This is a genomic window from Hyphomonas sp. (assembly GCF_041398465.1).
Classification (GTDB): domain Bacteria; phylum Pseudomonadota; class Alphaproteobacteria; order Caulobacterales; family Hyphomonadaceae; genus Hyphomonas.
Genome location: NZ_JAWKUS010000002.1, coordinates 298434 through 322423, shown reverse-complemented (window position 1 = coordinate 322423; position 23990 = coordinate 298434). Strand labels below are relative to the sequence as shown.

General features: G+C 57.2%; 15 protein-coding genes. 5 read left to right on the top strand and 10 right to left on the bottom strand.

What is annotated here, in order from left to right:
• Positions 1-81: 81 nt before the first annotated feature.
• Positions 82-495: a MarR family winged helix-turn-helix transcriptional regulator gene (locus R3C98_RS08160; protein ID WP_371313619.1), complete on the top strand. Its 414-nt coding sequence runs from the start codon at positions 82-84 to the stop codon at positions 493-495.
• A 37-nt stretch (positions 496-532) separates the two neighbouring features.
• Here the strand turns inward: R3C98_RS08160 and R3C98_RS08155 are convergent, their stop codons facing one another.
• On the bottom strand, positions 533-2011 hold the full coding sequence (locus tag R3C98_RS08155) for a PQQ-dependent sugar dehydrogenase (protein ID WP_371313618.1): 1479 nt from the start codon (positions 2009-2011) through the stop codon (positions 533-535).
• Between the two features lie 327 nt (positions 2012-2338).
• Positions 2339-3687, bottom strand: a protein-coding gene (locus tag R3C98_RS08150; RefSeq protein ID WP_371313352.1) for an IS3 family transposase whose coding sequence is annotated in 2 segments (ribosomal slippage) — positions 2339-3354 and positions 3354-3687 — 1350 coding nt in all. Because the reading frame shifts where the segments join, the coding sequence is not laid out codon by codon here.
• 146 nt (positions 3688-3833) lie between these two features.
• On the opposite strand from R3C98_RS08150, the gene R3C98_RS08145 reads away from it, so the two are divergent.
• A complete protein-coding gene (locus R3C98_RS08145) occupies positions 3834-4541 on the top strand; it encodes an alpha/beta hydrolase (protein ID WP_371313617.1) in 708 nt (235 codons plus the stop codon).
• Between the two features lie 234 nt (positions 4542-4775).
• On the top strand, positions 4776-5288 hold the full coding sequence (locus R3C98_RS08140; protein WP_371313616.1) for a 4'-phosphopantetheinyl transferase superfamily protein: 513 nt from the start codon (positions 4776-4778) through the stop codon (positions 5286-5288).
• Here R3C98_RS08140 and R3C98_RS08135 read toward each other — a convergent pair.
• The 5 genes from R3C98_RS08135 to R3C98_RS08115 all read right to left on the bottom strand — a co-directional run bounded on the left by R3C98_RS08135 (position 5285) and on the right by R3C98_RS08115 (position 19622).
• The gene (locus R3C98_RS08135) at positions 5285-11362 is read right to left on the bottom strand and encodes a beta-ketoacyl synthase N-terminal-like domain-containing protein (protein WP_371313615.1); all 6078 of its coding nucleotides are present in this window, start codon (positions 11360-11362) and stop codon (positions 5285-5287) included. The two genes, R3C98_RS08140 and R3C98_RS08135, sit on opposite strands and share 4 nt — an antisense overlap.
• Positions 11359-12732, bottom strand: a complete 1374-nt coding sequence (locus R3C98_RS08130) for an SDR family NAD(P)-dependent oxidoreductase (protein WP_371313614.1) — start codon at positions 12730-12732, stop codon at positions 11359-11361. The genes R3C98_RS08135 and R3C98_RS08130 overlap by 4 nt, the downstream gene beginning before the upstream one ends.
• A gap of 77 nt (positions 12733-12809) precedes the next feature.
• A complete protein-coding gene (locus R3C98_RS08125) occupies positions 12810-16766 on the bottom strand; it encodes a beta-ketoacyl synthase N-terminal-like domain-containing protein (RefSeq protein ID WP_371313613.1) in 3957 nt (1318 codons plus the stop codon).
• On the bottom strand, positions 16766-18310 hold the full coding sequence (locus R3C98_RS08120) for a PfaD family polyunsaturated fatty acid/polyketide biosynthesis protein (RefSeq protein WP_371313612.1): 1545 nt from the start codon (positions 18308-18310) through the stop codon (positions 16766-16768). The genes R3C98_RS08125 and R3C98_RS08120 overlap by 1 nt, the downstream gene beginning before the upstream one ends.
• 514 nt (positions 18311-18824) lie before the next feature.
• Positions 18825-19622, bottom strand: a complete 798-nt coding sequence (locus tag R3C98_RS08115; protein WP_371313611.1) for an SDR family NAD(P)-dependent oxidoreductase — start codon at positions 19620-19622, stop codon at positions 18825-18827.
• A 168-nt stretch (positions 19623-19790) separates the two neighbouring features.
• Between R3C98_RS08115 and rpsD the strand changes: the two genes are divergently transcribed.
• The gene (gene rpsD, locus R3C98_RS08110) at positions 19791-20408 is read left to right on the top strand and encodes a 30S ribosomal protein S4 (RefSeq protein ID WP_371313610.1); all 618 of its coding nucleotides are present in this window, start codon (positions 19791-19793) and stop codon (positions 20406-20408) included.
• A 75-nt stretch (positions 20409-20483) separates the two neighbouring features.
• Positions 20484-21311, top strand: a complete 828-nt coding sequence (locus R3C98_RS08105; RefSeq protein WP_371313609.1) for a PPK2 family polyphosphate kinase — start codon at positions 20484-20486, stop codon at positions 21309-21311.
• On the opposite strand, the gene R3C98_RS08100 is transcribed toward R3C98_RS08105, so the two are convergent.
• The 3 genes from R3C98_RS08100 to R3C98_RS08090 all read right to left on the bottom strand — a co-directional run bounded on the left by R3C98_RS08100 (position 21308) and on the right by R3C98_RS08090 (position 23952).
• Positions 21308-21937: a GIN domain-containing protein gene (locus R3C98_RS08100; protein ID WP_371313608.1), complete on the bottom strand. Its 630-nt coding sequence runs from the start codon at positions 21935-21937 to the stop codon at positions 21308-21310. The genes R3C98_RS08105 and R3C98_RS08100 overlap by 4 nt on opposite strands.
• Before the next feature lie 17 nt (positions 21938-21954).
• Complete coding sequence (locus R3C98_RS08095; protein WP_371313607.1) at positions 21955-22887, bottom strand: GIN domain-containing protein; 933 nt, start codon at positions 22885-22887, stop codon at positions 21955-21957.
• A gap of 99 nt (positions 22888-22986) precedes the next feature.
• On the bottom strand, positions 22987-23952 hold the full coding sequence (locus tag R3C98_RS08090) for a GlxA family transcriptional regulator (protein WP_371313606.1): 966 nt from the start codon (positions 23950-23952) through the stop codon (positions 22987-22989).
• Between the last annotated feature and the right edge of the window lie 38 nt (positions 23953-23990).

The following is a 23990-nucleotide window of genomic DNA, read 5'->3' as shown; positions in this document are numbered from 1 at the left end:
AGTAAACGATCTGAAGACGCGCTTATTGCCCTGCGCAGGATCCAGCGGGTGACGGAATTGTCGTCAAAGCGACTTGCCCGAATGGCTGGACTGACCCCCTCGCAGTTGAGCGTTCTGCGAATCCTGACTGAGTACCCTGAAGTTTCAGCAGGGTATCTCGCCGAGGCCACCCAGTTGAATCACGCCACAATCACCAGCCTGATCGACAAGCTCGAGGCGCGAGGGTTTATCTCCCGGCGCAAGTGTGACGAAGACAAACGTCGCGTCTGGTTGCGCTTATTGCCAGCGGGTCAGAATGCGCTCGTCAGCTCTCCTGACCCTCTGCATGAAGTGTTCTCGACTCGCTTCGACGCTTTGCCTGACTGGCAGCAAGCCATGCTCGTTACCGTTCTGGAGCAAGTAACCAGTTTGCTCGACGCCGAAAACCTCGAAGCAGCGCCCGTCCTCGATATCGGCAATCTCAATGAAAGTCCGGTCTGTGAAACAGATGAATAACCCGGGTGGCTATTGAGGGGCTTCCGAAGGCAGGCATCTAAAATTTGTCATTGTAGTATTTCAAAAACTTGACCACATCTTCGGCTGTCGCACGATCACCTTCCATCACATTTGGCATTGTCGTGCCTGGCGAAAATGATTGGGGATCGGTCAGGAAGTCCGCCAGGTTCTCGTCCGTCCAACGACCGCCTTTCGTGCGAAGGGCGTCGGAATAGCCTGCATAAGATGATGAAGCAATCCGTTCGCCGTAGATGCGAGCCAGACTTGGTGAACGCGAATTGGCGGCCATCTGAAAGGAGTGGCACTCCGCGCAGCGCTCAACCGAGGCGGCAAGGCGATTTGCCGTCGCCGGGCTGATGCCATGCCATTTCACATACTCATCCAGAACTGGCGCGTAGCCCCCGATGTCACGGGCTGTCAGCCAGATAAGCTCATGATTGTCTGTCCAGAGAACAATCTGACCATTCGAATGTTGCCAGAGAGACCGGATGCGTGAGCCGATTGGAATTTGCTCGGAATAGACAGGCTTTCCATTGGCAAACCGTACTCGCCACAATGACTCGGTTATCAGCGACCCAATCAACAGATCGCCTGTCCAGGCATCATGAAAGGACGGCTTGATATAGATCATCGAAGAAATGGCCGGTGAGGGAAGCCAGGAAAATTCCGGTGGCGTATAAGTATCATGGCGGCCGAAGGAGTCTGATTCAGGCAGCTTTCCGCTGGAATACGTCAGACCATAAGATTCTTTGGGCCAACCGTAGTTGGCTCCTTCTCTGATAAGGTTGAGTTCATCTCCGCCTTGCGGACCATGTTCGGCAACATACACATCACCGTTTGGCAAGGCGGCGATGCCCTGCATGTTCCGGTGGCCCATTGAAACGATTTGGCTCTCTCCGGTCAGGTAGTTGATGCGCATGACCTTACCGAGTTCATTCTCGGGGTCCTGCGCGATGCCATGACCATCCGATCTCATCCCATCCATGTGGTAGTCACCATTGGTGAGATAAACAGTTTCCGGACCGGTAATCGCCATGCGTCCGCCGGCCATGTGGGCTTCCAGTGCGGACAGGCGCTTTTTAAGTTTCAGGCAGGGGGAGGACCGATAAACAATCTCCCAGTCGTTCGGTTCCGCTGTGACGTCATCAATCGTTGTCGCACTGCTGGCGAAATCGAGCCGTGCGAGCGTATTCGTCGCGCATTCACCGTCGGAGTGATACTCCGTGTAGGACGCAAGGAGGCCTCGTTGGTCACCGGCCTCGAAATACTTCAGATCATTGTAGCGAATGTAATAGAGGTCAAAGTGATAGTCTTTATACGCTTCCGTTTCTGACAGCGCACGGAACTCGTCCCGGTGGGTATCCGGTGCCCGGATCGCAGTGCGCTGGGCGCTCATATCCGGTCGGGCTTTATAGATGATCCCATCGTAGGGAAGTAGCAAAAGGTCGTTTCCAAACGAGGTCATGCCTCCGCCGGAGAACGACATCAAATTGGTTTCCTGTTTCGGACGCTCCACGTCCAATTCCACCGGGTCGACATGAGAGTCGAGCAGAATCAGGGCTGAATTATATGTCGTGTCGCCCAGTTTAACGGGTAGGCCACCGAAAAATGTGTGTTGAATCTTCCGGTCGACTTTCCACCAGAATTTGTTGGTTGGAAGTTCACGGTGACTTATTTCGTATCCGGCAAACAGGAGGCTGAGAACGCAACCTGCTACCACGCCAGCAGCGCCGATACCGGAAATGACAGGATGCTTACGGATAAGCTGGAAGTGTCCGTCGTCAGGTATTTTGAGGCAGATGGCTGCCTGACTTAAGGAGGGTCTGGCGCATCTGGGTTTGAGTTAAGCAGCGGATTGGGCGTGCTGCAAGCGCCGCAGTTTCATCGTCCTCCTTTTGATTTTTTCGCGTTCGAGCAGGACGGTCTGGCCGCGCCCGGTGTAGACATCTGCTGGGGTGAGGTTGTTCAGGCTCTCGTGATAGCGCTGATGGTTGTAGTAGCCGACGAAGGCGTCGATCTGCGCTTCAAGGTCTCCAGGCAGGAAGTAGTTTTCCAGCAGGATGCGGTTCTTCAGGGTCTGATGCCAGCGCTCGATCTTTCCTTGCGTCTGGGGATGGTAAGGCGCCCCGCGTGTATGCGCCATGCCCTTGCTGGCAAGATACTCAGCCAGGTCGCCAGAGATGTAAGATGGTCCGTTGTCTGAGAGTAGTCTCGGACGATGAACCACATTCGCCTCATCGAGTCCTGAAGCCTCCAGTGCCAGGTTGAGCGTATCCTCAACATCGCTCGTCGCCATGCCGGTGCAGAGCTTCCAGGCGATGATGTAGCGGGAAAAGTCATCAAGCACGGTGGAGAGATAGAACCATCCCCAGCCGATCACTTTCAGATAGGTGAAGTCTGTCTGCCAGAGCTGGTTGGGTGCAGTCGTCTTGTCCCTGAACTCATTTGCCGCCTTCATCACGATGAAGGCCGGACTGGTGATCAGGTCATGCGCCTTCAGAAGCCTGTAAACACTGGCCTCAGAGACGAAGTAGCGCCTCTCGTCGGTGAACGTCACCGCCAGTTCGCGGGGAGAAAGTTCTGGTCGGTCGAGCGCCATTTCGAGCACCTGCTCGCGCACATCATTCGGGATGCGGTTCCACACGCGGCCAGAGCCACCACGCCGGTCTTCGAGAGCAGTTTCACCGAACCGGCGATACAGATCATACCATCTGTAAAAGGTCGGACGCGACACGCCGATCTGCTCCAGCGTCTTCTTCACCGGCTGGTGCGATTGCTCGACCAGCCGGATGATCTCAAGCTTCTCGGATGCGGGATACCTCATTCGGTATCCTCCCCATCCCCGATCACGCTTTTTTTCAGAATGCGGTTTTCCAGCGTCAGGTCGGCCACTACTTCCTTCAGATCCCGCATCTCGCGCTTCAAGCCGCTCACCTCACCGGACGTCGCCTGGCGCTCGGTATCGCCGGAGAGCCGCCTCTTTCCCGCTTCGAGGAATTCCTTCGACCAGGTGTAATAAAGGCCCTGGGCGATCCCCTCACGCCGACACAACTCGGCAATCGAATACTCTCCGCGCAGGCCTTCCAGAACAATGCGGATCTTCTCTTCGGCAGAGAATTTGCGCCGGGTCTTACGGCGTATCTCTTTCACATGTTTTTCGGCCGATCCTTCCGGCCCGGATTTCTGTCTCATCTTCGCTCCCTTGGCGGGCTACGATGTGCCAGAAATCCTCCTTAAGCAATTTGGCCGATCTGTCTCACAGTCGCTGACGGGGAACACTCGGGGCGATCCTGTCGTGGCGACATGATCGCAAGTCACTCGCGCTCTGCATTGCCGGCATGGTCATCGTCTACCCGTTGATTATCACGCTGCTACATCTGCTCAACCCGATCGCCCATGTCCGAATGTTTGTTCCAGTGAGCCTGGGCCTCGTGCTTGGCGCCGGATATACCGTGACAGCCCTGCGGGACCTGAGGGTGAAAGTGGCGCTTCTGGTTGCGTTCGCATCGCTCGGAACCGGCTCTGCCATCAACGAACATTTCCACCATGCGAAACAGGAAGATTACAAGGCGGCGTTCGCTTATGCCGACGCAAACGGCTTTGAAGATGCCCCGGTCATTACATGCTATGACTACTCAGCCGCGGCAGCCTGGGAGGCGCGTCCGGATGCTACGATCTATGGCGTATTCACCGACGCGACGATCCGGTATCCGGGACCACTATTCTGGCGCACCGTTGAAATGTCGATGGCCGAATATCGCAAGGCGTCCACCCAGGAGAAGGATGCATTCCTTGGCGGTGGCTTGATCGTCGAGGGAGGCATTGAGGCGGCTCTGTCAGATGCCGACCGGGTCGCTCTGTTTTATACCGGCTGTCCGGAAAATCTGGTCGATAGCATCGGCGAGCGTCTTGCCAGCATGGGATTTGTCGCGACCGACAAAACGCTTATTCGGGGCAAGGCGGCAAGCTATACCATGATTGAGCCAACGCTCCTCAACGCGACTTTGTTTGATCGTTCCAATTCCGCCATCAGTCCTGATCAGTGAACGAGCCCCTCTATGGCTCTGACCACCGTCAGGTCTGGTCAGGGCCGAAGAGGCCCCCTAATAGTCGGAACGATGCTCGAAGCGCTTCAAGCCATAGCAGGGTCTCATGCACCGGTTCATGGTGCTGAAGGGGCATGGGTCTGGCGATCACGCCCCGAGTTGGCGGATACATCGGCCCTGTCAGATTCAGAGAGGTCCCGCGTAGGGCGCCTCCTGTCATCGGATAAATGCGATTTGCTCACAGCCAGCATCGTCGAGCGACGCCAATTGCTCGCATGTTTGCTCGGCAGGGAATCTGCCGACGTTCTCATCGCGCACGATGAAATGGGAAAGCCGTTTCTGCCAGACTTTCCGGATGTCTTCATCAGCTTTTCCGACAGTGAAGGTCTGAACGGGCTCGCACTGTCCCGAACCGGCGCCGTCGGTATCGATGTAGAGCTTGTCCGACCTGTGGGTTGGGAACCGATGTTGAGCATGATGGCCGAAGACAACGAAGCTGAAGTCATTCGGGCGGCTGTGGCCCACGAAGTCGAACCAATCGCCTTCTTGCGCTGCTGGACAGCCAAGGAAGCAATTCTCAAAGCCATCGGCACGGGTCTGAAAGGGGGCGCACGCCGCACACGGTTGCCGTCCGCCTACATCACTGGTGAGACAAGCTGCTTCTCTCAGGAGCAGGATGGGCTCAAACTGGAAGTTCAGACCTTTCAGACGGGCCAGCTGATTGTCACGAGGGCCCTGGCTGTCTAGCCAAGGTCTCTCAGTGACACGCTCATGGGGCCGACCTCGTAGACGCGGAGCCCGTCGCGCCACAGACTGCCTCGTGCTGTAATCAGGATATCATCGCGACGTTCTTCAATGCTCAGGATTTCCATGACGCTGGTCACGGTTTTCCTCTCAGGCGTGACCTGTCCGCGATAGCTCCATTTCATTGGGGCATTTGGTGCAAGCGTGGTCAGGTGGGGGCGTGCCAAGCCTTTGTGCAGGCCCTTTTTCCAGACGAGCTGGGTCAAGGCCTGTATCATCGCATCCAGACCCAGGGATCCGGGTTGTACCGGGTCTTGATAGAAGTGTGCCTTGAAATACCATGCATACGGATCGACGTATTGCTGTGCGCGGATCAGTCCGAGACCGGCTTCGCCACCGTCCGGGTCGCAGAAGTCGATCTCGTCGATCATTTTCATCCGGCCGGATGCGCGCGGTTCCTGCATGCCGATCTGCATGGTCGCCGGGCGCAGGTCGAACGCTTCGGTGAAGTGGGGTTTCGGCGGAAGGCCCGCCTGCCGGACAAGGGATGACGGCGGGAAGAAGCCGAACTGGGTTTTCAGGTCCAGAACTTTTCTGCCGTCTCCGGTTGTGACGTCCACATCGAAGGACACCAGCGTCATCGGGCCAACTTTTGCGATATTGGTCAGCGTGCTGCGGATCTTCAGCATGCCATCGTTCCGGCCGACTTCCATGTGAAGGAAGCCGTCGCCTTCGAGGTTGCGGAAGCGAAGCGTGCCGACCAGCGCAAAGCCCGAATGACTCGCCAGCCATCCGCAGGGTTGCAGCGCGATTTCGCAGAGGACGGCGAATGGCATCGTGCCATTCACATTGTCGTCAAAATACCATGCGTCCGGCGGGATATCGTATTCCGCCGTCATCGTTGCGCCGAGGGTTTCCTCGGCCGGGCGGGTGGTGACTGACGTCACGCGCGAAATGAAGTGGTAGGGCGGCTGCGGCAGGCGGGGTACGTTGCCCTGATCATCATAGCGCCGGTACATCTCGCCGAAGGCGGCCGAAGGCGCGCCATTGGCGCAGTCGAGCAGGGCGGCTTGGTCGCCGCGGCTTTCCTGCTCCGGTCCGATCAGCAGGGGGTGTGCATCAACACGCGCCGCCGGCCAGTTCCGGCGCAGGCGAATGCCAAAGCGCGGACAATGGAACACCTTGTGTCCGTCGGAGCGCGCCAACAGAGAGGCATAGATCTCCGGTGTTTCCCCATCGATGATTTCATCAATGAAGACCTCATAAGTGACCTGGTGGTCCTTGTCCGGAATGACCTGGCCGCGGCATACGAACTTCGCCGTGTGTTCCGGCACCGGCTCGAAGACATAGCCGTCCCGCTCGACTGTCAGGCCCACTGCGGCCGCGTAGAATTCAAGTGCCTGCACAGCCGCTTCCGCCATGAGCGTGCCAGGCATGCAGGGATCGTTATGGAAATGCCCGTCATAGAACCAGGTGGAGGCGGGCGTGGCCGCACGGGCGCGGAGATAGCCCCGCTTCCACGGTCCGCCTTGTGGGTCGAACGCGATCACATCGTCAAACAGGGCGAGTTTTCCGCCCGGGATGTGCGGTGGATTGGAGTGCGCGGCACAAAGCTCGAACCCGTCGCCGAAACAGGCAAAGGCGTCGCCGTTTCGGAAAGCGATGACATCGTCTTCGGAGAATTTCCGCTTCGCGCTGACACGTTGAGGTTCGAATTCAGCCGGCTCAGCGGTCGGAGGCGCATTTTTGGCGGCGTCCCAGATGACGCCCTTGCTATTGGCCAGTTCCTGATCAGTGAAGAAGCCAGCCTGTCCGTTGCGGACGGAGAAGGCCAGCCGGTTGTCCGTGCGGCAGTCATACTGGAAGAAGAACATCCGGACTCCACCCAGTTCTGCGTGTCCGGTGATCTCGATCTGGAAGCCCAGCGTGTCATCGATGCTCGGAAGACCGCCCTCATGGAAAGTGATTTCACAGCCAAGCAGGCGGTAAACCCGCTCACTCCTGTTGCGCAGATCGGCCCCCATCCATCCGATCAGGGTTAGGTCCGCCTGTCCGCATTCGATGAGCGGTCCCGGACGGACCCGGCCATCATGGACAAAGTCAGTATGATTGGAGAGGTCCGTTTCGGTCCAGATTATGCCACCCGCTTCTTCCGTGGGGGCGGCATCAATGCCGGTGACCCGGTCGACCAGAAGGAGGGGCGGTGCCGGCAACCTGACTTGCCGGGCATACGAATCCTGCGCCTGGAACGCAGGACCAAAAAAGTCTGACATGCTTCCTTGGGAGGAGGCTTCGATGTCTTGCCGGCTGCGCTTCGGTCCGGTCGGCACCCGGCGCTTCAGCGCAGTTGTGCCGCTCACCACCTTTTGCGGCGGCTCGGCACATTTGCCTGGAACAGGCTCCGGCCGCCGGCATGCCTGAGTGCCCTGATGGCACGGTATAGTCATGGCATAGTCCGGTATGCGCAGTCTGGGAGCAGGCGGTAGACCACCCTGCACAGGGCCTGGTCGGTCTTTGACAATCTTTGGCATGGGATAAGGTACCGGTCTGGTCGCGTTCCATTGGCCGGCGGGCGCGGCCTCGTTTTTCTGAGCGGCGGTGAGGGTTTCAAGCAACGGTTTCAGATTGATTTCTCGGCCGTCGGCGAACAGGAACGCTGCAGCATGTGCGATCTGGCCAAGGTCCGATGCGTCGATCCGGTCCGTCGAGATCGCTTTAAAAGGCTTGTTTTTCAGGGTACTGGAAAGGCTGGCGGTCAATGTGTCCCGTGGCCCCAACTCCAGAAACGTCCGCACGCCGTCTTTCCATGCCTGGCGGACAGTTTTTGGAAAATCCACTGTGTCGACGGCCTGCCGGGTGAGCATATCAGCGACGATGTCCGTCTCTGGCTCATAAGCCCCGTGAATGGCGTTCGCATATAGCCGGACATTCGACCCCCGATGCACCTCCCGCGTATGCAAGCGCCGCCACGTCTCGGCAAATGGCCGCATCGCTTTGGCATGGACGATGAGGTGTTGGTTCATCTTCACGCCAGATCGACTACCGAATTCATCGCAAAGTTTGCGACACGCCTCGGCCGGGCCGCCGATCATGCAGTCTTCGTCCGTGTATATGATGGTAATTTCGACGCCTGGGTGCCGTGGAAGTGCGGCCTTAACATCACCAACCGGAGCCTGCAGGCGCCAGTTGGTCCAATCCGTTGGAACGTTCGGGCCCCACGCTTGTCTGGCCGTTTCAAATTCACCACCGATATGCCGCTCATACATTGCGGCTTCGGATATCTCATCGAGAAGAGCACCCGGATCTTTCCAGTACCCGAACGAATACAGCGCGTTGGACTCGCCGAGGGAAAGACCTATGGCTGCGTCAGGCTTCACGTTCAGGATATCGAGCCAAAGAATGGCGTGGGCCTGGCTGACAAGTGTGCCAGCGCAAAGCTGTTCAAATTCGGACAAGTTCGCGTGCGATAGCAATGAAGAGATCTCTTCAGCGCGAGACAGTTTCGACAGCTTCTTCCGGATCGCTGGAAATGCCATCAGAAGGCGTCTTGCCATTCTTGGATAGACCGCGGCCGAGCCGGTAAACATGAATGCCAGCTGGCCCTGAGGTTCACCTTCACCGTAGTAGATGCCCGGACCGTCAGGTGCTTGGTCTTTTGAGAGTTCCCGTATTGCTTTTGTGCGCAAGCGTGAGATCTCATCTTCACTTGAAGCGACAAGCGCAATTCTGAACTTGCCCTGGCCGCCTTCATGGCCTGCTTGCAGAAATTCCACGAGTTTTATCCGACTGTCTGAAGCGACGTGGATCAGTCGCGGTGTCGGTCTCAGAGGGTCGGGCAGCACCAGAGGCGGTGACAGCGCCAGCGATGCGGATGCACCTGCATTTGCCAAGCCGCTCGGTACGGAAATCCGGGCAGCCCTACGAGAAGAGGACAGCGTCGGTACCGCCCCTTCCGGAGTCGTCTTTTGACTGTGTGCATTCAGGAGAAAATGGAGGGCGACCTCAACAAGGGCGTTTGCCACCGGCGCTTCGCCGAAAAGCGCAGTGAATAAACTGATGTCGCCAGAAGTCTTTGTATTCTTCCAGTCAATGGACTTGATTGACCCAAGAATAGGATCACCTGCAGCTTCTGCATCTTCGCGGCGTTTAAGAATGAGCGCTGCGGAAGCATCGCCGGGATTTTCTATTCCGTACAAGGTGCGTAAGGCTTTGGCGCGCACCGGATCGGAAGCAAAATCGGCGGCCGTCACAATCGCCATCTTCAGGCGCCCCGAGCGCAAAGCATCGACCGCCAGATCCAGTGCAGCGAGTCCGCTCGCTTCATCTGCAGAGACGGAATAGCCCATCCCACGAATGTCTCGGCCGAATGTAATGCGGTTCGCTGCCATGTTTGCCATAGCGCCGAGCACCATGGCGGAATCGAGTTTTGGAGCGATATCATCCGGGGTTTGCCCGGAAGACGATACTCTTTCCCTCAGCGCCCATCGTGCAGAGTCCGCGGCGCATGCCATGCCTGCAAAAACACCTGCCTGCTCATTCTTAACGGGAGAAACTCTGTCCAATGCCTCACTGACGGTGGACAGAATTGCCAATTGTTGCGGTTCGGCCTGCGTCAGGTCCTTGGGCGGTGTCCTTGCGTTCGCAGCGTCGGCGCCAATAGTTTCCAATTTTCCTGCAGCAGTGACCGGTTGGTTCATAAACCGTCTCAGGACGGAATTCGTGGTTCTATCACTGCCAGCCATCAGGGTTGCGGCGCACACGACTATGTCTGGCGCAGCCGATGGCTTGAACGATTTGTTGCGGCCTGATCGAGTTGCAGGTTGGTGCTGTTCGAGGATCAGATGGGCATTATTGCCCCCGAAACCGAAATTACTGATCGCTGCGCGCCTTGGAGCAAGCCCGCTTTCCCAGGTGCTCTGGCTGGATTGAACCTCAACATTTGAATTGCGGAGTCGATCCAGCAGTTCGCCATCCAACGGAGTGGCCGGCAGAATTTCCTGCGCCATCGCACCTGTAAGTTTAAGTACACTCGCGAGACCGGCAACTGTTATCAGATGTCCGGTATTTGCCTTGAGTGATCCAACAGGCAAATGCTCCAGGTCTGCATACACAGAATTGATCGACGAAATTTCGACGCCATCGCCAATAGCGGTACCGGTGGCGTGGCACTCCAGGTACTGGATCGTGCTCGGATCAATGCCGCCGCTGTCCAGTGCGAGGTTCATTGCGTCTGTTTGCCCCTCGGACGCAGGCGCAAGAAGACCCTTACGGCGGCCATCGTTGGTAAGGCCGCTGCCTCGAATGACGCCGTGCACTCGCTCACCAGGATGCACATCACTGAGACGTTTCAGCACCAGCGCGGCAGCGCCTTCGGATGGCACCAGACCGTCAGCACCCTTAATAAAGGGGCGGGATCTGCCAGACGGGCTCAACGCATTCAAAGCATCGAAGCCGATATGAAGGATGAGGTTGTCGGCGGCATTCACACCAGCAACGACACCGCAATCGATCTGCCGCGTTTGTAGTTTTCTGCAAGCGATATCGATCGCGTAGAGCGAGGACGCACAAGCGGCATCGAGGGAAAAGCAGGGGCCCGTGGAGCGCAGTGCTTCTGCGATCAGACGGGATGGAAGGGCTGAGTTCAAAGCCAAATGCGGGGAGGGGGGCGGTTCGCCTCCCCAAATCCGGGAAGCAAAAGCAACATGACCCGCGGATGGATATGAGAGATTGGCAACGAAAACACCGAGTGCTGAAGGCTTCACTTTCGGACGGGCGGCGTCCTCCCACGCATCCATTGCAGCCTGCAAAGGCCATTTGCAGACCGGATCCATCTCAACAACTGGAACAGACTTGATACGGAAACGATCGGGATCGAAAACCTGATCAAATCCCCTCACACGACCAGATACGAAAGGAAGCCTTTTTGCTGCGTCACCAGAGAGCCCCAATTCGGAAGGTGCAACCGGGCCATAGACAATCCGGCGTTCCGCGACAATCTCGGTCAATTCTTCGGGTGAGTGCGCACCTGGCAGAACACACCCCTGTCCGACGATTGCTATCGGTTCGAACAGGGTCATGCACTGCCCCATTCGTCACCAATTACAAAACGAACCTGATCGTGCACGGAATGCAGAAGCTGGTCGGCAAAAATACGAGCGCCTTCTTGTCGGGAAATGAGCCCGATACCGCGCTCCGTAAACATACGGGCCAGGGCATCGTCGACCATTCCGCCGTGCCAGGGCCCCCAGCAGAAGGACTTCACCTGAGTGTTGGGCAATTCGGCAGCCAGTTGAACAGCGACATTGTTCAACCACGCATTCGCAGCAGCATAGTTCGCCTGGCCCTCATTCCCGAAAACTGCAGATGCAGAAGAGAAAAGGCCCACATGGTGAAGGGCTTGCAAATCCAGGCAGGAAAGAATGGTCTGAAGTCCAATTACTTTAGGAGCAAACACCGTTTCGAAGCTTTTGAGATCAAGCCTGTCTGCCAGTCCGTCCGACAAGACACCGGCACCGTGAACCAATCCGGTGATCGCGCCAGATATACTTACCTGCTTGGCGAGTACACTACGAAGGCTTTCCTTATCCCCAATATCGGCCTGAACGTATTTGGCATTTGAGCCTGTAGCTTCAATGGCCTTCAGGGTTGATGAAATTTCACTGCTCGCCAAAAGTTTTCGGGCGAAACGATCTATCTCTGCAGGCGTGTTCGGGACATCCGGATGATTTTTATTCCTGGCCAACGTGCCACGAAGTGCTTTCAGCTCTGACTGCGGCTCCAGCCAGGATGGCCACGCTACGATTTCTGAGCGGCCGAGCAGAATGAAACTACCACCAGTGCGCTTGGCAAGCTCGATGGTGCAGTCCGCCGTGACCCCCCGGCCACCGCCGGTCACAAGCCACACGGTGGAAGCCGGAGCACGTAGAGGCGCCAATGGTGGAAAGACATCTTCATCGGCCGGAGAGTCTCGATAAACGCCAGCTTCAGTTAGCGTGTAGTCGTCGCTTGGAAGACTCAGTGCACTAACAATTAGAGATGCAATTTCAACATTGGTTTGTGAGGAGCGGAATGAGAGGGCGTATATATGCGTCCCTGGTCGCTCAATTCTGATGGACCGGCAAAGGCCAGATAGGCCGCTGATTTGATCAATGGCGTCGTTTGATGCACGCTCCAGCATAATCGCATGTGTGTTTCGGTCGGGCAGCAATGCTGCCTGTAGCGCCTGATAGTGCCGTTCGGCGGGCGGATTCTCCAGCAAACCTTCGGTGAAAAGGCACAAGCCGGATCTTTGGGGGGCTGAGACAATGCTGGCGGCCCCACCATGTGCTTCGATTGCATCGCGAACGGCCTTGGCAAATTCCGGTTCTGCATTCGTGATCTGGATAGGTCCAAGCCGCTCCAGATCAGGTATTCGGTCATACCCGGCGATACGTACGGACTGAAGCACCCGCACGGCATTCAGATATGGTGCATTCCCTGCGTCTATTGCGCCGGGACGGACCGCCGGTTCAGGCGTGCCGCCCCTCAGGCAAAAAAATCTGCGATTGCCCTGATTGTCCGAAGTTCTACAAGCACTTCCGGATCGACTTCCGGCAGGTCCGGATATTGATCTCTAAGTGCAGACAGGATTTCGACCTGCTTGATGGAATCGACGCCAAGTTCCCCTTCAAGGTCCATGTCATCTTCCAGCATATCGCTGGGATAGCCGGTTTTGTCCGCGATCAGTTCTCTGACGATATCTGGCGTGATTGTTCCGTTTTCAGTGGTGATGCCTGGTTGGGCCGTAGCCGGAGCTGGCGGAGCAGGAATCAGCGCTGCTTGTTTCGCCTGTACAGGCTGTGGCGTTTCGCCAGAACCGGAAACCATATCTGCGATGGCGCCAATGGTGCGAAGTTCTACCAGACGCTCGGGATCAATCTCCGGAAGATCAGGAAGTTGTTCCCGGATCGTCGAGAGGATTTCCACCTGTTTGATGGAATCCACTCCAAGTTCCCCTTCAAGATCCATATCGACGTCGAGCATGTCTTCCGGATAACCGGTCTTTTCCGCAATGATGCCCCGGACAAGCGCAACAGCATCCAACTCCTGTGCCTTGGTTGGGGAGGCGGAATTCGTCGGAGGAGGAGAAGGATTTTTCGGAAGGGCCGCTGGCGGAGGTGCCATTTCCTGCGAGGGTGCAGGTTTGGGGGCGGCAGGTTTTCTGGCAGGCGCGACTATTGGACTTGAAATAACGGAAGCCACCGCGACTTCTGGTTCAGATTGTCGTGGTGCCGGAGCTACTGGCGCAACAGGAGCTGCTGCAGGCATGGCAAGGGCTTTGGTCGATTGCGAAACCGATGTTGCCGTCCCGGCCATCACCTGAGAGACGGTATTCAGATACGCAGCATGTGCCGACGAAGCCATGTTCATGAATTCCGAATGCCGGCGCGACACTTCCATCAGCACCCGCTCAGCTGGCGTTTCACCGGTCGATCCGGTCGGCTCGTAAGAAGGCATGGATGGGAACGAGGAGTAGGATGAATCCGGCATGACAGGTTCCTGGGGACTGGATGTGATTGAAGCTTGGGGAAGGGGCGTTTCTTGATACCGATCTTCTGATCGAAGCGGCGTATCGGTAACCGTTCTGGCGCGCTGCTCGTGGTTGGGGGCAGCTTTCCCTGCGGCGCCTTCAGGGGGCGGGTAGGGTTTGCCGTAATTGGCCCCCGAGATCATGATCGCATGTTTCGAAGGAGCGGGACGGGGCGGCTCGGCCGGCAGGCCTTCGAAAAGCGTGGCGAAATCCACAGAGACACCCGCAACGGACAATGCGCCCAATGTGGACAGAAACTGAGCCACGCCATTGACGCGTTTGTTGTCGATTGAAACGGTTTTGTGTGGACGGGAGCCGAGGACATCATCCACCAAGCCGGAAACAACCGAACCCGGACCAACCTCGACAAAAATCCGGGCGCCGTCCTTGTACAAACGCTCGACCAATTCTCTGAACCTGACCGGCGAGGCGAGTTGATTGGCGACTTCTTCGGGCAGTTGTGTTCCGGTGCAGGCGTAAGGCTCCGCCGTCGCATTCGCGTAGACGGGAAGAGATGGTTTACGCAGGCGCAGCTTTTTGAGCGCCGCTGCAAACGGTTCAACTGCTGAGGCAACGATTTTTGAGTGGAAGGCAGTCGCCACGGGCAGGAGGCGCGCTTTCAATCCGTCCTCGGCGCACATTTCCAGAGCACGGTTTACAATGTCAGTCGGACCGGACAGGACAACCTGACTCGGGCCGTTGTCGTTTGCGAGTACAAGGTCCGGACCAAAGCGGGAGATGACGCTTCCGATGTCTTCTGATGCTGCCTGAACGGCCATCATGGACCCGGAACTGGACTGAGCCGCTTCGGCCATCAGGGCACCGCGGTCCACCGCAGCCGAAAGCGCGCTCGTTGTGTTCATCGCGCCGCCATAATGCAGCGCCATGATTTCACCGAAACTGTGCCCGGCAGCCATGTCACCTCTGACGCCTGCCTGTGACAGTAGCGAGAGATGTGACAGTGCAACAGCTGCGATCGCTGGCTGGGCATGCTCCATGGCTTTCAGGCGATCCGTCTGGTCGCCGTGTTTTACCTGGTCGAATGCAGCTGGAGGGAAGGCCAGTTTGTGCAGTTTTAATTCGCCTGCACGTTTGTGGCTGGCTGCTTCATCCCAGACAGATCTGGCTTCAGGGAACGCCATTGCCAGGTCGGCGCCCATGCCGACATATTGACTGCCTTGGCCAGAGAACATGAAAGCGATCTTGCCGTCTGTGGGCGGCTCCAGCGACACATGGCAGCCGGCTTTCAAGGGGCGTTTGCCAATCTCACCGCTATTCAGGACGTCGGCCACGCTTGTTGTTTTGGTGGCCAAATCTTCCGGGGATTCCGCAACGATCGCCGCCCGGACCGGCGCTGCAGGGTCAAACGCCGATTGCGTTTCGGAGGCGCGGAAAGCGAATGCTTGTTCCGAAAGTCCGGACCGAAACGCTTCAATCTGCGTCGCAAGTTCTGCCTCGGTTTCTGCGGAGAAAAGAAACAATTCGGACGGCAGGGAACGCCAGGGCTTTGCCGCGTTCGGACCATTGTATTCTTCCAGTGTGACGTGGAAGTTACTTCCTCCGAACCCGAACGAACTTACTGATGCTCTGCGGGGCCGATTCTTGGAAGATATCCAGGGGCGGGCCTCTGTATTGAGATAGAATACCGGGCTGCTTTTGATGGCTTCTGCCGGTTCTTCCACCTTTATGGTCGGGGGCAGCACCTTTCGGCTCAGGGCATGGGCTACCTTGATTAGGCTTGCGGAGCCAGCTGCCGCTTTTGTGTGTCCGATCTGCGCTTTGACGGAACCAACAGCGCACCAGGGGGCTTCACCGGCATATTCCCCGAATACCAGGTGCAGGCCTTCGATCTCGGCCTTGTCCCCGGCCTTGGTGCCCGTGCCGTGCGCTTCAACAAGGTCGACTGTAGACGGATCGTATCCGGCCTGCTCATATGCGCGGACCAGTGCCCGCGCTTGTCCATGTGGAACCGGGCTGTAGATCGCCGTTCCTTTGCCATCAGACGCGCCACCCAGACCCTTGATGACTGCGTAGATCTTGTTTCCATCCCGCTCGGCGTCGTCCAGACGCCGCAGAGCGAGCATGCCGATGCCTTCTCCGAGCATTGTGCCGTCTGCGCGAGTTGAAAACGGTCGACAATCTCCGGACGGCGACAAGGCTGGCGTCTTGGAGAAACACATGTACATCAAAATGTCGTTCAGGGCGTCCACGCCGCCCGTGAGAACTGTGTCGCTGTCGCCTGACCTTAGTTCGTGTAATGCAATTTGCAGCGCTGAGAGGCTGGAGGCGCAGGCTGCGTCGGTCACATAGTTGCTGCCGGTCAGGTCAAATCTGTTTGCGATCCGGCCAGCGATCACATTGCCCAGAAGACCCGGGAATGTGGCTTCTTGCCAGTCCACATAATGGTCCTCGATCCGCTTCGCGATGTCCTGAACCTGGCTTTCCGGCAAACCAGCCTGGCGCATGGCATCCACCCAGGCGGGGCGCTGGAGCCGTCCCGCCATATGGGCAGTCATCTCAGTTGCAGATGCAACGCCGAGAATGATGCTCGTACGTGACTTGTCGATCATGCCGTCTGAGTCACGTTCGATATCTTCCAGCGTCATCTGCGCAGCAATCAGGGCGAGCAGTTGCGCCGTATCCGTTCCTTCCATCGCTTTGGGGGGGATGCCGAAGTAGAGCGGATCGAATGCGAGGGGGTTGATGAAGCCACCCCGCCGTCCGTAGGTCCGGTCTTTGGTTTTTGGGTCTTCATCATAGTAGTCATCGATCAGCCAATGGCTGGGCGGAACATCGCTGATCAGATCCCGGCCTTCGAACAGGTCGCGCCAGAATCCCGTAACGTCTCCACGCCCGGGAAATACGGCACCAAGACCGACAATGGCGACAGGCGCAGCGGTCTGTTTCGGCATCACGCAGCCTCCGATTCAGCAAATTGTTGCGGGATGTAATTGAATGCAGAGGGTGGAACGGCGACGCCGACTGCGCGCAGCTGGGCTGCGCGGGTAATGCGCGCGGCGCCCTCCATCAGGTTCCAGGCTATCTGGCTTACTGTGCGATTGGAAATGTCTTCCAGGAAGGTGCCGTCCCCCCATTCATTGAATGCGCCTTGTGCCGGGCCACACCATATTTGGTAGTCTGCCAAACGGGCCGGGTTGCCCTCGCGTGCGAGTTGGGCGCCGGAGAACAGGTAGCGCCTTGCGACCAGGGCCAGGCGTTTATTTCCGTCAGCTTCGGCTCGCTCAGCCTCTTTGGGGTTCACTGTCCGGATGTATTCGCGTGTCGCTTGCCACGCGCTTTCGAACGGCTCGCCCAGAACATCTTCCACCCAGGCTTGGTCATTGGAATCCAGTGTCTCGAAGGCAGCGCCCGAGCGGTAAAACTGAAACAGTTTCTTGCCCCGCATGGCAAAGAGGGTCCCGCGTTTGAGAACCTGAACCTCGACACCCTGTTCGAACATATCGGCGGCAGGCGCCATCGCGACGTCTGCCGGGCCTGCTTTCGCTAGAAGTTGTCGACCGGGAAGGGACAGGCCAGATTCCACAGCGGCCTGATTGATGGATCCCGTCAGGACGTAGGCTGCCCCCATGCTGAACGCTGCGGCGACGGCATGAGGGGTCGCAATTCCGCCGGCCAGCCCAATGCGGATAATGTCCGGGTCTATGCCGGTCTTTGTGGCGACACGGTCCCGGGCCGCGCAAATAGAAGAAAAGAGCGGAGCAGCCGATCGTCGATCGGTGTGCCCGCCGGAATCCGCTTCCGCGGTTATTTCTGCAGCGACTGGAACGGTTGAGGCGAGGTCCGCTTGCTCTCCTGTTATGGCGCCTGCTTCCACGAGCTGTTTGAGGATTGCGTCTGGTGCGGGGGCCAGGAATTGTTCGGCGACCTCGGCCCGGGAAACCTTTGCAAAGACATGGTTCGTCCGGAGGATCCTTCCATCTGGACCGCGCTGAAGACCGAGCGCAGTGTAACGCACGATTTCAGGGGAGAGGCGCATGTAGGCGGATGCCGAGACGCGCCGCACTCCCTCCCTCAGGAAGAGGTCTACTACGTCGGCTTCATAGCCTGGTTGCTGCGGGGTATGGATCAGGTTTGCGCCCCAGCTGATCTGGTCGGGGGACAGCGCCGCTTTGATCTCACGCAATCCACGCTCAATCTCAGTCAGAGGCAGTCCTGCGCTGCCATAGAACCCAAGACAGCCAGCGCGCACGGCTTCGACAACCATACGTGGCGTGGCAATGCCCCGCGCCATTTCTCCGACGACATAGTTGAATCTCGCGCCGTGCGTCGCGGAAAAGGCTCGATCACCCAGCCATTCGGGATAAATCGGCGGCAAGGTCGCGGTGCATGACGACTGTCCGTCAGTGCCGGCTACAGCTTTGACCTCATCTCCCGAAAGCTCAAGGCTGACCGGGAGGCGCGGGCTTTCAATGATCGTGGTGCACACGTTCATCATCCAAGACACTTCTTGCCATCTCACTGCACAATTCTACGCAGTCGCTAGTTAAAACTATACGAACGGAATACGCCCGTTGCAGAAAACCCGCTTTTCAAAATCAGACAGCCGTAGGTCCGTTTTGGTTGTATCTTCGAACCTGCAGTATTTTCTACACGTCTGGCTTATCTCTCAGTTCCTGTCAGCGCAAAGTTTTTCATTTTTTACGTGCAAGATCTGACACCAAAACGACAGATTGGCGAAGATTAAGCATGTCCTTCTGGCTTCGTTGAACGATTTCCGTTCAGAACTAGGGCCTGAGTCGACGGACCACAGCAAGGAAAGTGCGTGATTCGGCCGTGCATATTGCACGGCCGAACCAATTATCGCTTTGAATGATTTCTTCGGAAACTGCGACAGTTACCAATGCCGGGTTGGAACAACGCGGTGTTTGCCGGCAATAGATCGACGCCGCCGACCCATATTGCCTCAGAATTTCTGAGGGCGTTATCGCTTAAGTTGCGAATGTCTCGCCTTACCCGCCTGCAGTCATGGCGCCATCGACGACCAATTCCTGTCCATTGACGTAACTGGATTTGTCCGACGCGAGATAGACTATCATGTCTGCCACTTCCGAAGGGTCACCGGCCCGGCCCATTGGAGAGGCTACTGCACCCAGCATCTCGGGATCGACCGCATTTGCGCCGCCTGCCGTCATTTCAGGCGGCATTCCTTCAACAATGGACTTTTGCCAAATCGGCGTATCGATGATGCCTGGATGGACGGAATTCACCCGGATACCCATGCCCGCGCGGGCACACTCTACCGCAGCAGCCTTTGTGAACAGGCGCACTGCGCCCTTGGAGGCGCAATAGGCGCTGAGCCCTGCCGCCCCACGCAGGCCAGCGACGGAAGACAAGTTCACGATCGAGCCGCCAGTGTCCTTCATCGCGCGAATTGCCGCGCGGGTACCCAGGAAGACGCTGTCGACGTTTACAGACATCTGCTTCTTCCAGTCATCGAGAGAGAAGTCCGGAATTGGACCGCCGACCGCGATGCCGGCATTGTTGACCAGGATCGACGGCTTGCCGAGTTTCGACTCGGTTTCGGCGATCACAGTGTCCCAAAGGGCCTCGTCCGTAACGTCCTGAAGCATGGTTTCGATCCGGCCAGCGCCAGACATAATCATGTCGTAGGTCTGTTTTAGTCCGTCCTGGTCAATGTCAGTCGCGAAGATCGCGGCGCCTTCTTTGGCCAATGCCACCGCTGCGGCCCGGCCTATGCCGCTGCCAGCTCCCGTCACAATGGCGACGCGACCATCAAGTAAGCCCATGTATTCCTCCCGTTGTTGTTACAGTACCTGTAGCAGGTACGCCGCTTGACGGAAGCACTGGTTTGGTGTTTTACCCGCCGCTTCAGTACGGGATGGTGCGGAACCGCCGTTGAAATCGTGGGCAGGATGAGCTTGCCCACCGGTCCGCGTCGACATTGAGGTACTACCATGTCACGTCGCCACAGCGCGAAGTACAAGATCGACCGTCGCGTCGGTGAGAACATCTGGGGCCGTCCGAAGTCCCCCGTCAACAAGCGCAACTACAAGCCCGGGCAGCACGGCCAGAACCGCCGCAGCAAGACGTCCGACTTCGGTATGCAGCTCATGGCGAAGCAGAAGCTGAAAGGCTACTACGGCGATCTCACCGAGAAACAGTTCGCGCGTATCTACGAAGAAGCCGCACGGATCAAAGGCAACACCGCCGAGAACCTGATCGGCCTGCTGGAATCGCGCCTCGACGCCGTCGTGTACCGCGCCAAGTTCGTGCCAACGATCTTTGCAGCTCGCCAGTTCGTCAACCACGGCCATGTCATGGTCAACGGCCGCCGCTGTAACATCGGTTCTGTCCGCCTGAAGCCGGGTGATGTGGTCCAGATCCGCGAGAAATCGCGCAATATGGCTCTCGTGCTTGAGGCTCTGGGCAGCCCGGAACGGGATCTCCCGGATTACGTTGAGGTCGACCCGAAAGCGATGAGCGCAACCTTCATGCGCGTTCCGGAACTGGCTGACGTGCCGTATCCGGTGAAGATGGAACCGGCCCAGGTGGTCGAATTCTACTCGTCGTAAGACGTCCAAGTTTCTTGAACTACGGAATAGGCCGCGCCAGACTGGAGCGGCCTTTTTCTATGGAGAGTCAATTCAATGAGCATTCCCAGCATTTCCGATGTCCGCAAATATCTTGTCGCGGAGCCGGGGAAGCCGTTTGACCTTTCCAAACGCAACAGTGCCGACCGGACCCTGTTCGAGGACAAATCCCTCGCGAAAACCAGCCTGAAAAAGGACGCCGCTGTTATCAATGAGCTGAAGGATATTCTCTACGCCGAAAAGAAACGGTCGATTCTGGTGGTTTTGCAGGGAATGGACACGGCAGGGAAGTCCGGCACGATCAAATCCGTTTTCGCGGAGACCACGCCGCTCGGTATGGAAGTGAAGGCATTTAAAGCGCCGAGTTCAAACGAATTGGCACGGGATTATCTCTGGCGGGTCCACAATGCCGTCCCGAGGAAAGGGCATGTGGGGATCTTCGACAGGTCCCATTATGAAGATGTGCTGGTTGTAAAAGTTCGGGGCTTTGCCAGTCCGGAAGATGTTGAGAAGCGCTACGAGCAGATCAATGCGTTTGAGAAACACCTGTCCGAAAATGGCGTTACGATCATCAAATGCATGCTGAACATAGGGTACGAGGAACAGGGGATCAGGCTGCGTGAGCGCCTTGAGGAGCAACACAAGTACTGGAAATTCAATCCGGCCGACCTTGATGACCGGGCGCTCTGGAAAGATTTCATGGCGGCGTACGAAACGGCTGTGCACCGGTGTTCGACGGAACATTCTCCCTGGTACATCATCCCTTCGGACAGCCGTACGCGCCGCAATGCCATGATCGCTCGTCTGGTACGCGGCGCGCTGGAAGACATGAACCTCAGCTGGCCTCAAACAGATTACCGGCTTGAGGATTTTGATTTTTCCTAGTGGAAATCCGTGCTGCCACCGCTGATGGAGTGATTGGCCGAGCGGTCCGGCGGATTGCCCCAGATATCAATACTGCCGCCGCTCGACGTTTTGCCGGTCGCGCTTTCGCTGGCATAAGCGTCGGCTGAGCCACCGCTGCTAGCTGCGGCTGAAACGGAGCGGCAATGCAGGTCTTTCGCATCAGCATTGCCGCCAGAGCTGACTTTCAAGTCCAGATTGCCGCACGTGCCGGACAATTCCGCCGAAGCGCCGCTAGAGACTTCGAGGACGAATTCGTTGGCATGAATGCCAGAAGCTTCAATGGATGACCCGGAGCTGGCTTCAATGGCATTGAGTTCCGGGGACGATACCCGAACCGTTACGCGTACTTTGTCTCCCCAACCGGATTTCATTTTCCGGGAGATTTGTAGCCGGTCGCCGTCCTTCCGAATTTTCATGTCTTCGGGACCACCACGGCGGAAATCCGCGACGACGCTGTAATCGGCGGCGTTTTCATAGATCACTTCCACGCCCGCAGAGATGTCGAGTTCGTCAAAACCGGTAATGTCATATGTTTCAGTTGTATTTGCTGATGCCGCAAATGCAGTTGCTGCAAAAAGGGCGGAAAAGATCAGAGGCTTCTTCATGGTTCTTGTCCTTCAGATTAGCTGCCGAAATCGATGTCGCCACCGCTGGACCTGGTTATGTCGCGATGTACCGGAGAACCTGAAACATAGATGTCTCCAGAGCTGGTAGCGCGCGCAACAATCGAATCTGTGGCTGTGACGCTGACATCAGCACTGCTGGACGCCGTTACATCTGCTGAGCGGCAGGTGAGGTCGTTTGCGTCCACATCAGCACTGGAGGACGCTTCGACTTTGATGCTTGCGCACTGGCCTTTCAGTTCAAGATCAGCACTGGAAGAGGTCTGAATCAGGAATTCGGCGGCGCCCAGTGAATTGAGTTCGAGATCGCCGCTGGACGAAGCTTCAACCTGCACAAGTCCCGTGCCGGAAGAAGTGGCTTCGACATCGCCGCTTGATGATATCTGAATGTCCAACGACTCTGCACGGAATCCGGCGGCGAGAATGTCTCCACTCGACGATGCGTGGAGTTCTGCTTCGGTGGCACTGCCGTTAAGTTCGAGATCCCCGCTGGAGGACGCGTGGCCTTTGAATGAGCCGCTTTCCACGCCATTCGCTGTCAGCTTGGCGGACTTTTTCACTTCAACGCCATCGAGATCCGGGCCGGAAACTCGGACGATGTAGTAGGGAACGCGTTTGCCGTTGACCTTGATGATCTTCCGGTCGTTTTTCGTGTTGATGCTGACCTTGTTGAACCAGCCGGAGCGGTTGCGGACGCTGTTGCGGGAGACGATGAGCGTGTCCCCATCGAAATCCAGGTAGATGTCGCTGAAGTCATTTTCGGCCTGTTCCACGACAATAGAAGGTGTTGCAGCCCGCTCATAGATCACATCGATCGGTCCGCCCGCTTCGATCTCGGAAAACGGCTGGGCTGGATAAGATTTGGTTTCGGCAAGAGCGGCTGGCGTGGCCAATATAAGCAACGCGGCGAAACAGGTGGCTGGGCGTTTCATGCATGATCTCCTTGAACAGGAGAACTATGAATTATCGAAATACGATATGTCAATCGTCGAAATTCGATAAATTTGACGCGATCTGCATTTTTGTTTGGATCAAGCCTGCCCTTGGCGGCGCAAAACCATTGGGGGCTGGCCGTATGTTCTGACAAAGGCAGTTCGCATTCGTTCAGCGTCACCAAAGCCGGTGTCCTGAGCAATCTGCTGCAGAGATATGCTAGAGGTTTCAACACGTTGCCGGGCGGATTCCAGGCGCAGCTTTTCGACAAACCGAGCAGGCGTCGTTCCGGTCTCGGACCGGAAAACGCGCGCGAAATTCCGCGGGCTCATACCAGCCTTTTCAGCGATTTGCTCGACTTTGAGTTCGCTCGAAAGATGGGAACGAATCCAGTCGATGAGGGAATCAAAACGACCGGACACTAGCTTTACGTCCTGCATCACAGAGAACTGCGACTGGCCGCCATGCCGGCGGTGATGGACCACCAACTCGCGAGCAGAACGGCGTGCGACTTCAGTGCCGAGGTCATCTTCGACCAGCGCGAGGGCAAGATCGATCCCGGCAGTAATACCTGCTGAGGTCCAGAACTTGCCGTCCTGAACGAATATCCGGTCGGCCTCGACGGTCACGTCCGGGAAACGCCGGGCCATGTCCGGGCAACGGCGCCAGTGTGTGGTGGCGCGTCGGCCGTAGAGAAGACCCGCCGCGGCGAGAAGAATGGACCCGGAGCAGACGGACGTTGTCCGCCGTGTCCGGCTTGATATGTCCTTGATTGCATTCAGGAAGGCCTCGTTTCGCATGACTTGTCGAGTACCTTCGCCGCCCGACACAACTAATGTATCCAGAGTCAGTCCATTCGGGAGTTTTTCGGTGTGAAGGCTGATACCACCGGATGCGCGGACGAGGCCTCCAGGCAAAGAATACAGATTCAGCTTGTATGGGGGAGGCGATATTCCGCGCATAGGCATTTCAAAAACGGAAATGGGGCCAGCCGCATCCAGAAGCTGAAAGTCTTCAAAGACAAGTACACCAATCTCGCGGGTTCTCGTGTTGGCGGTAATCATGGGAACATTGTCCTTTCTGCCAACGCGTCTTTAGTCGA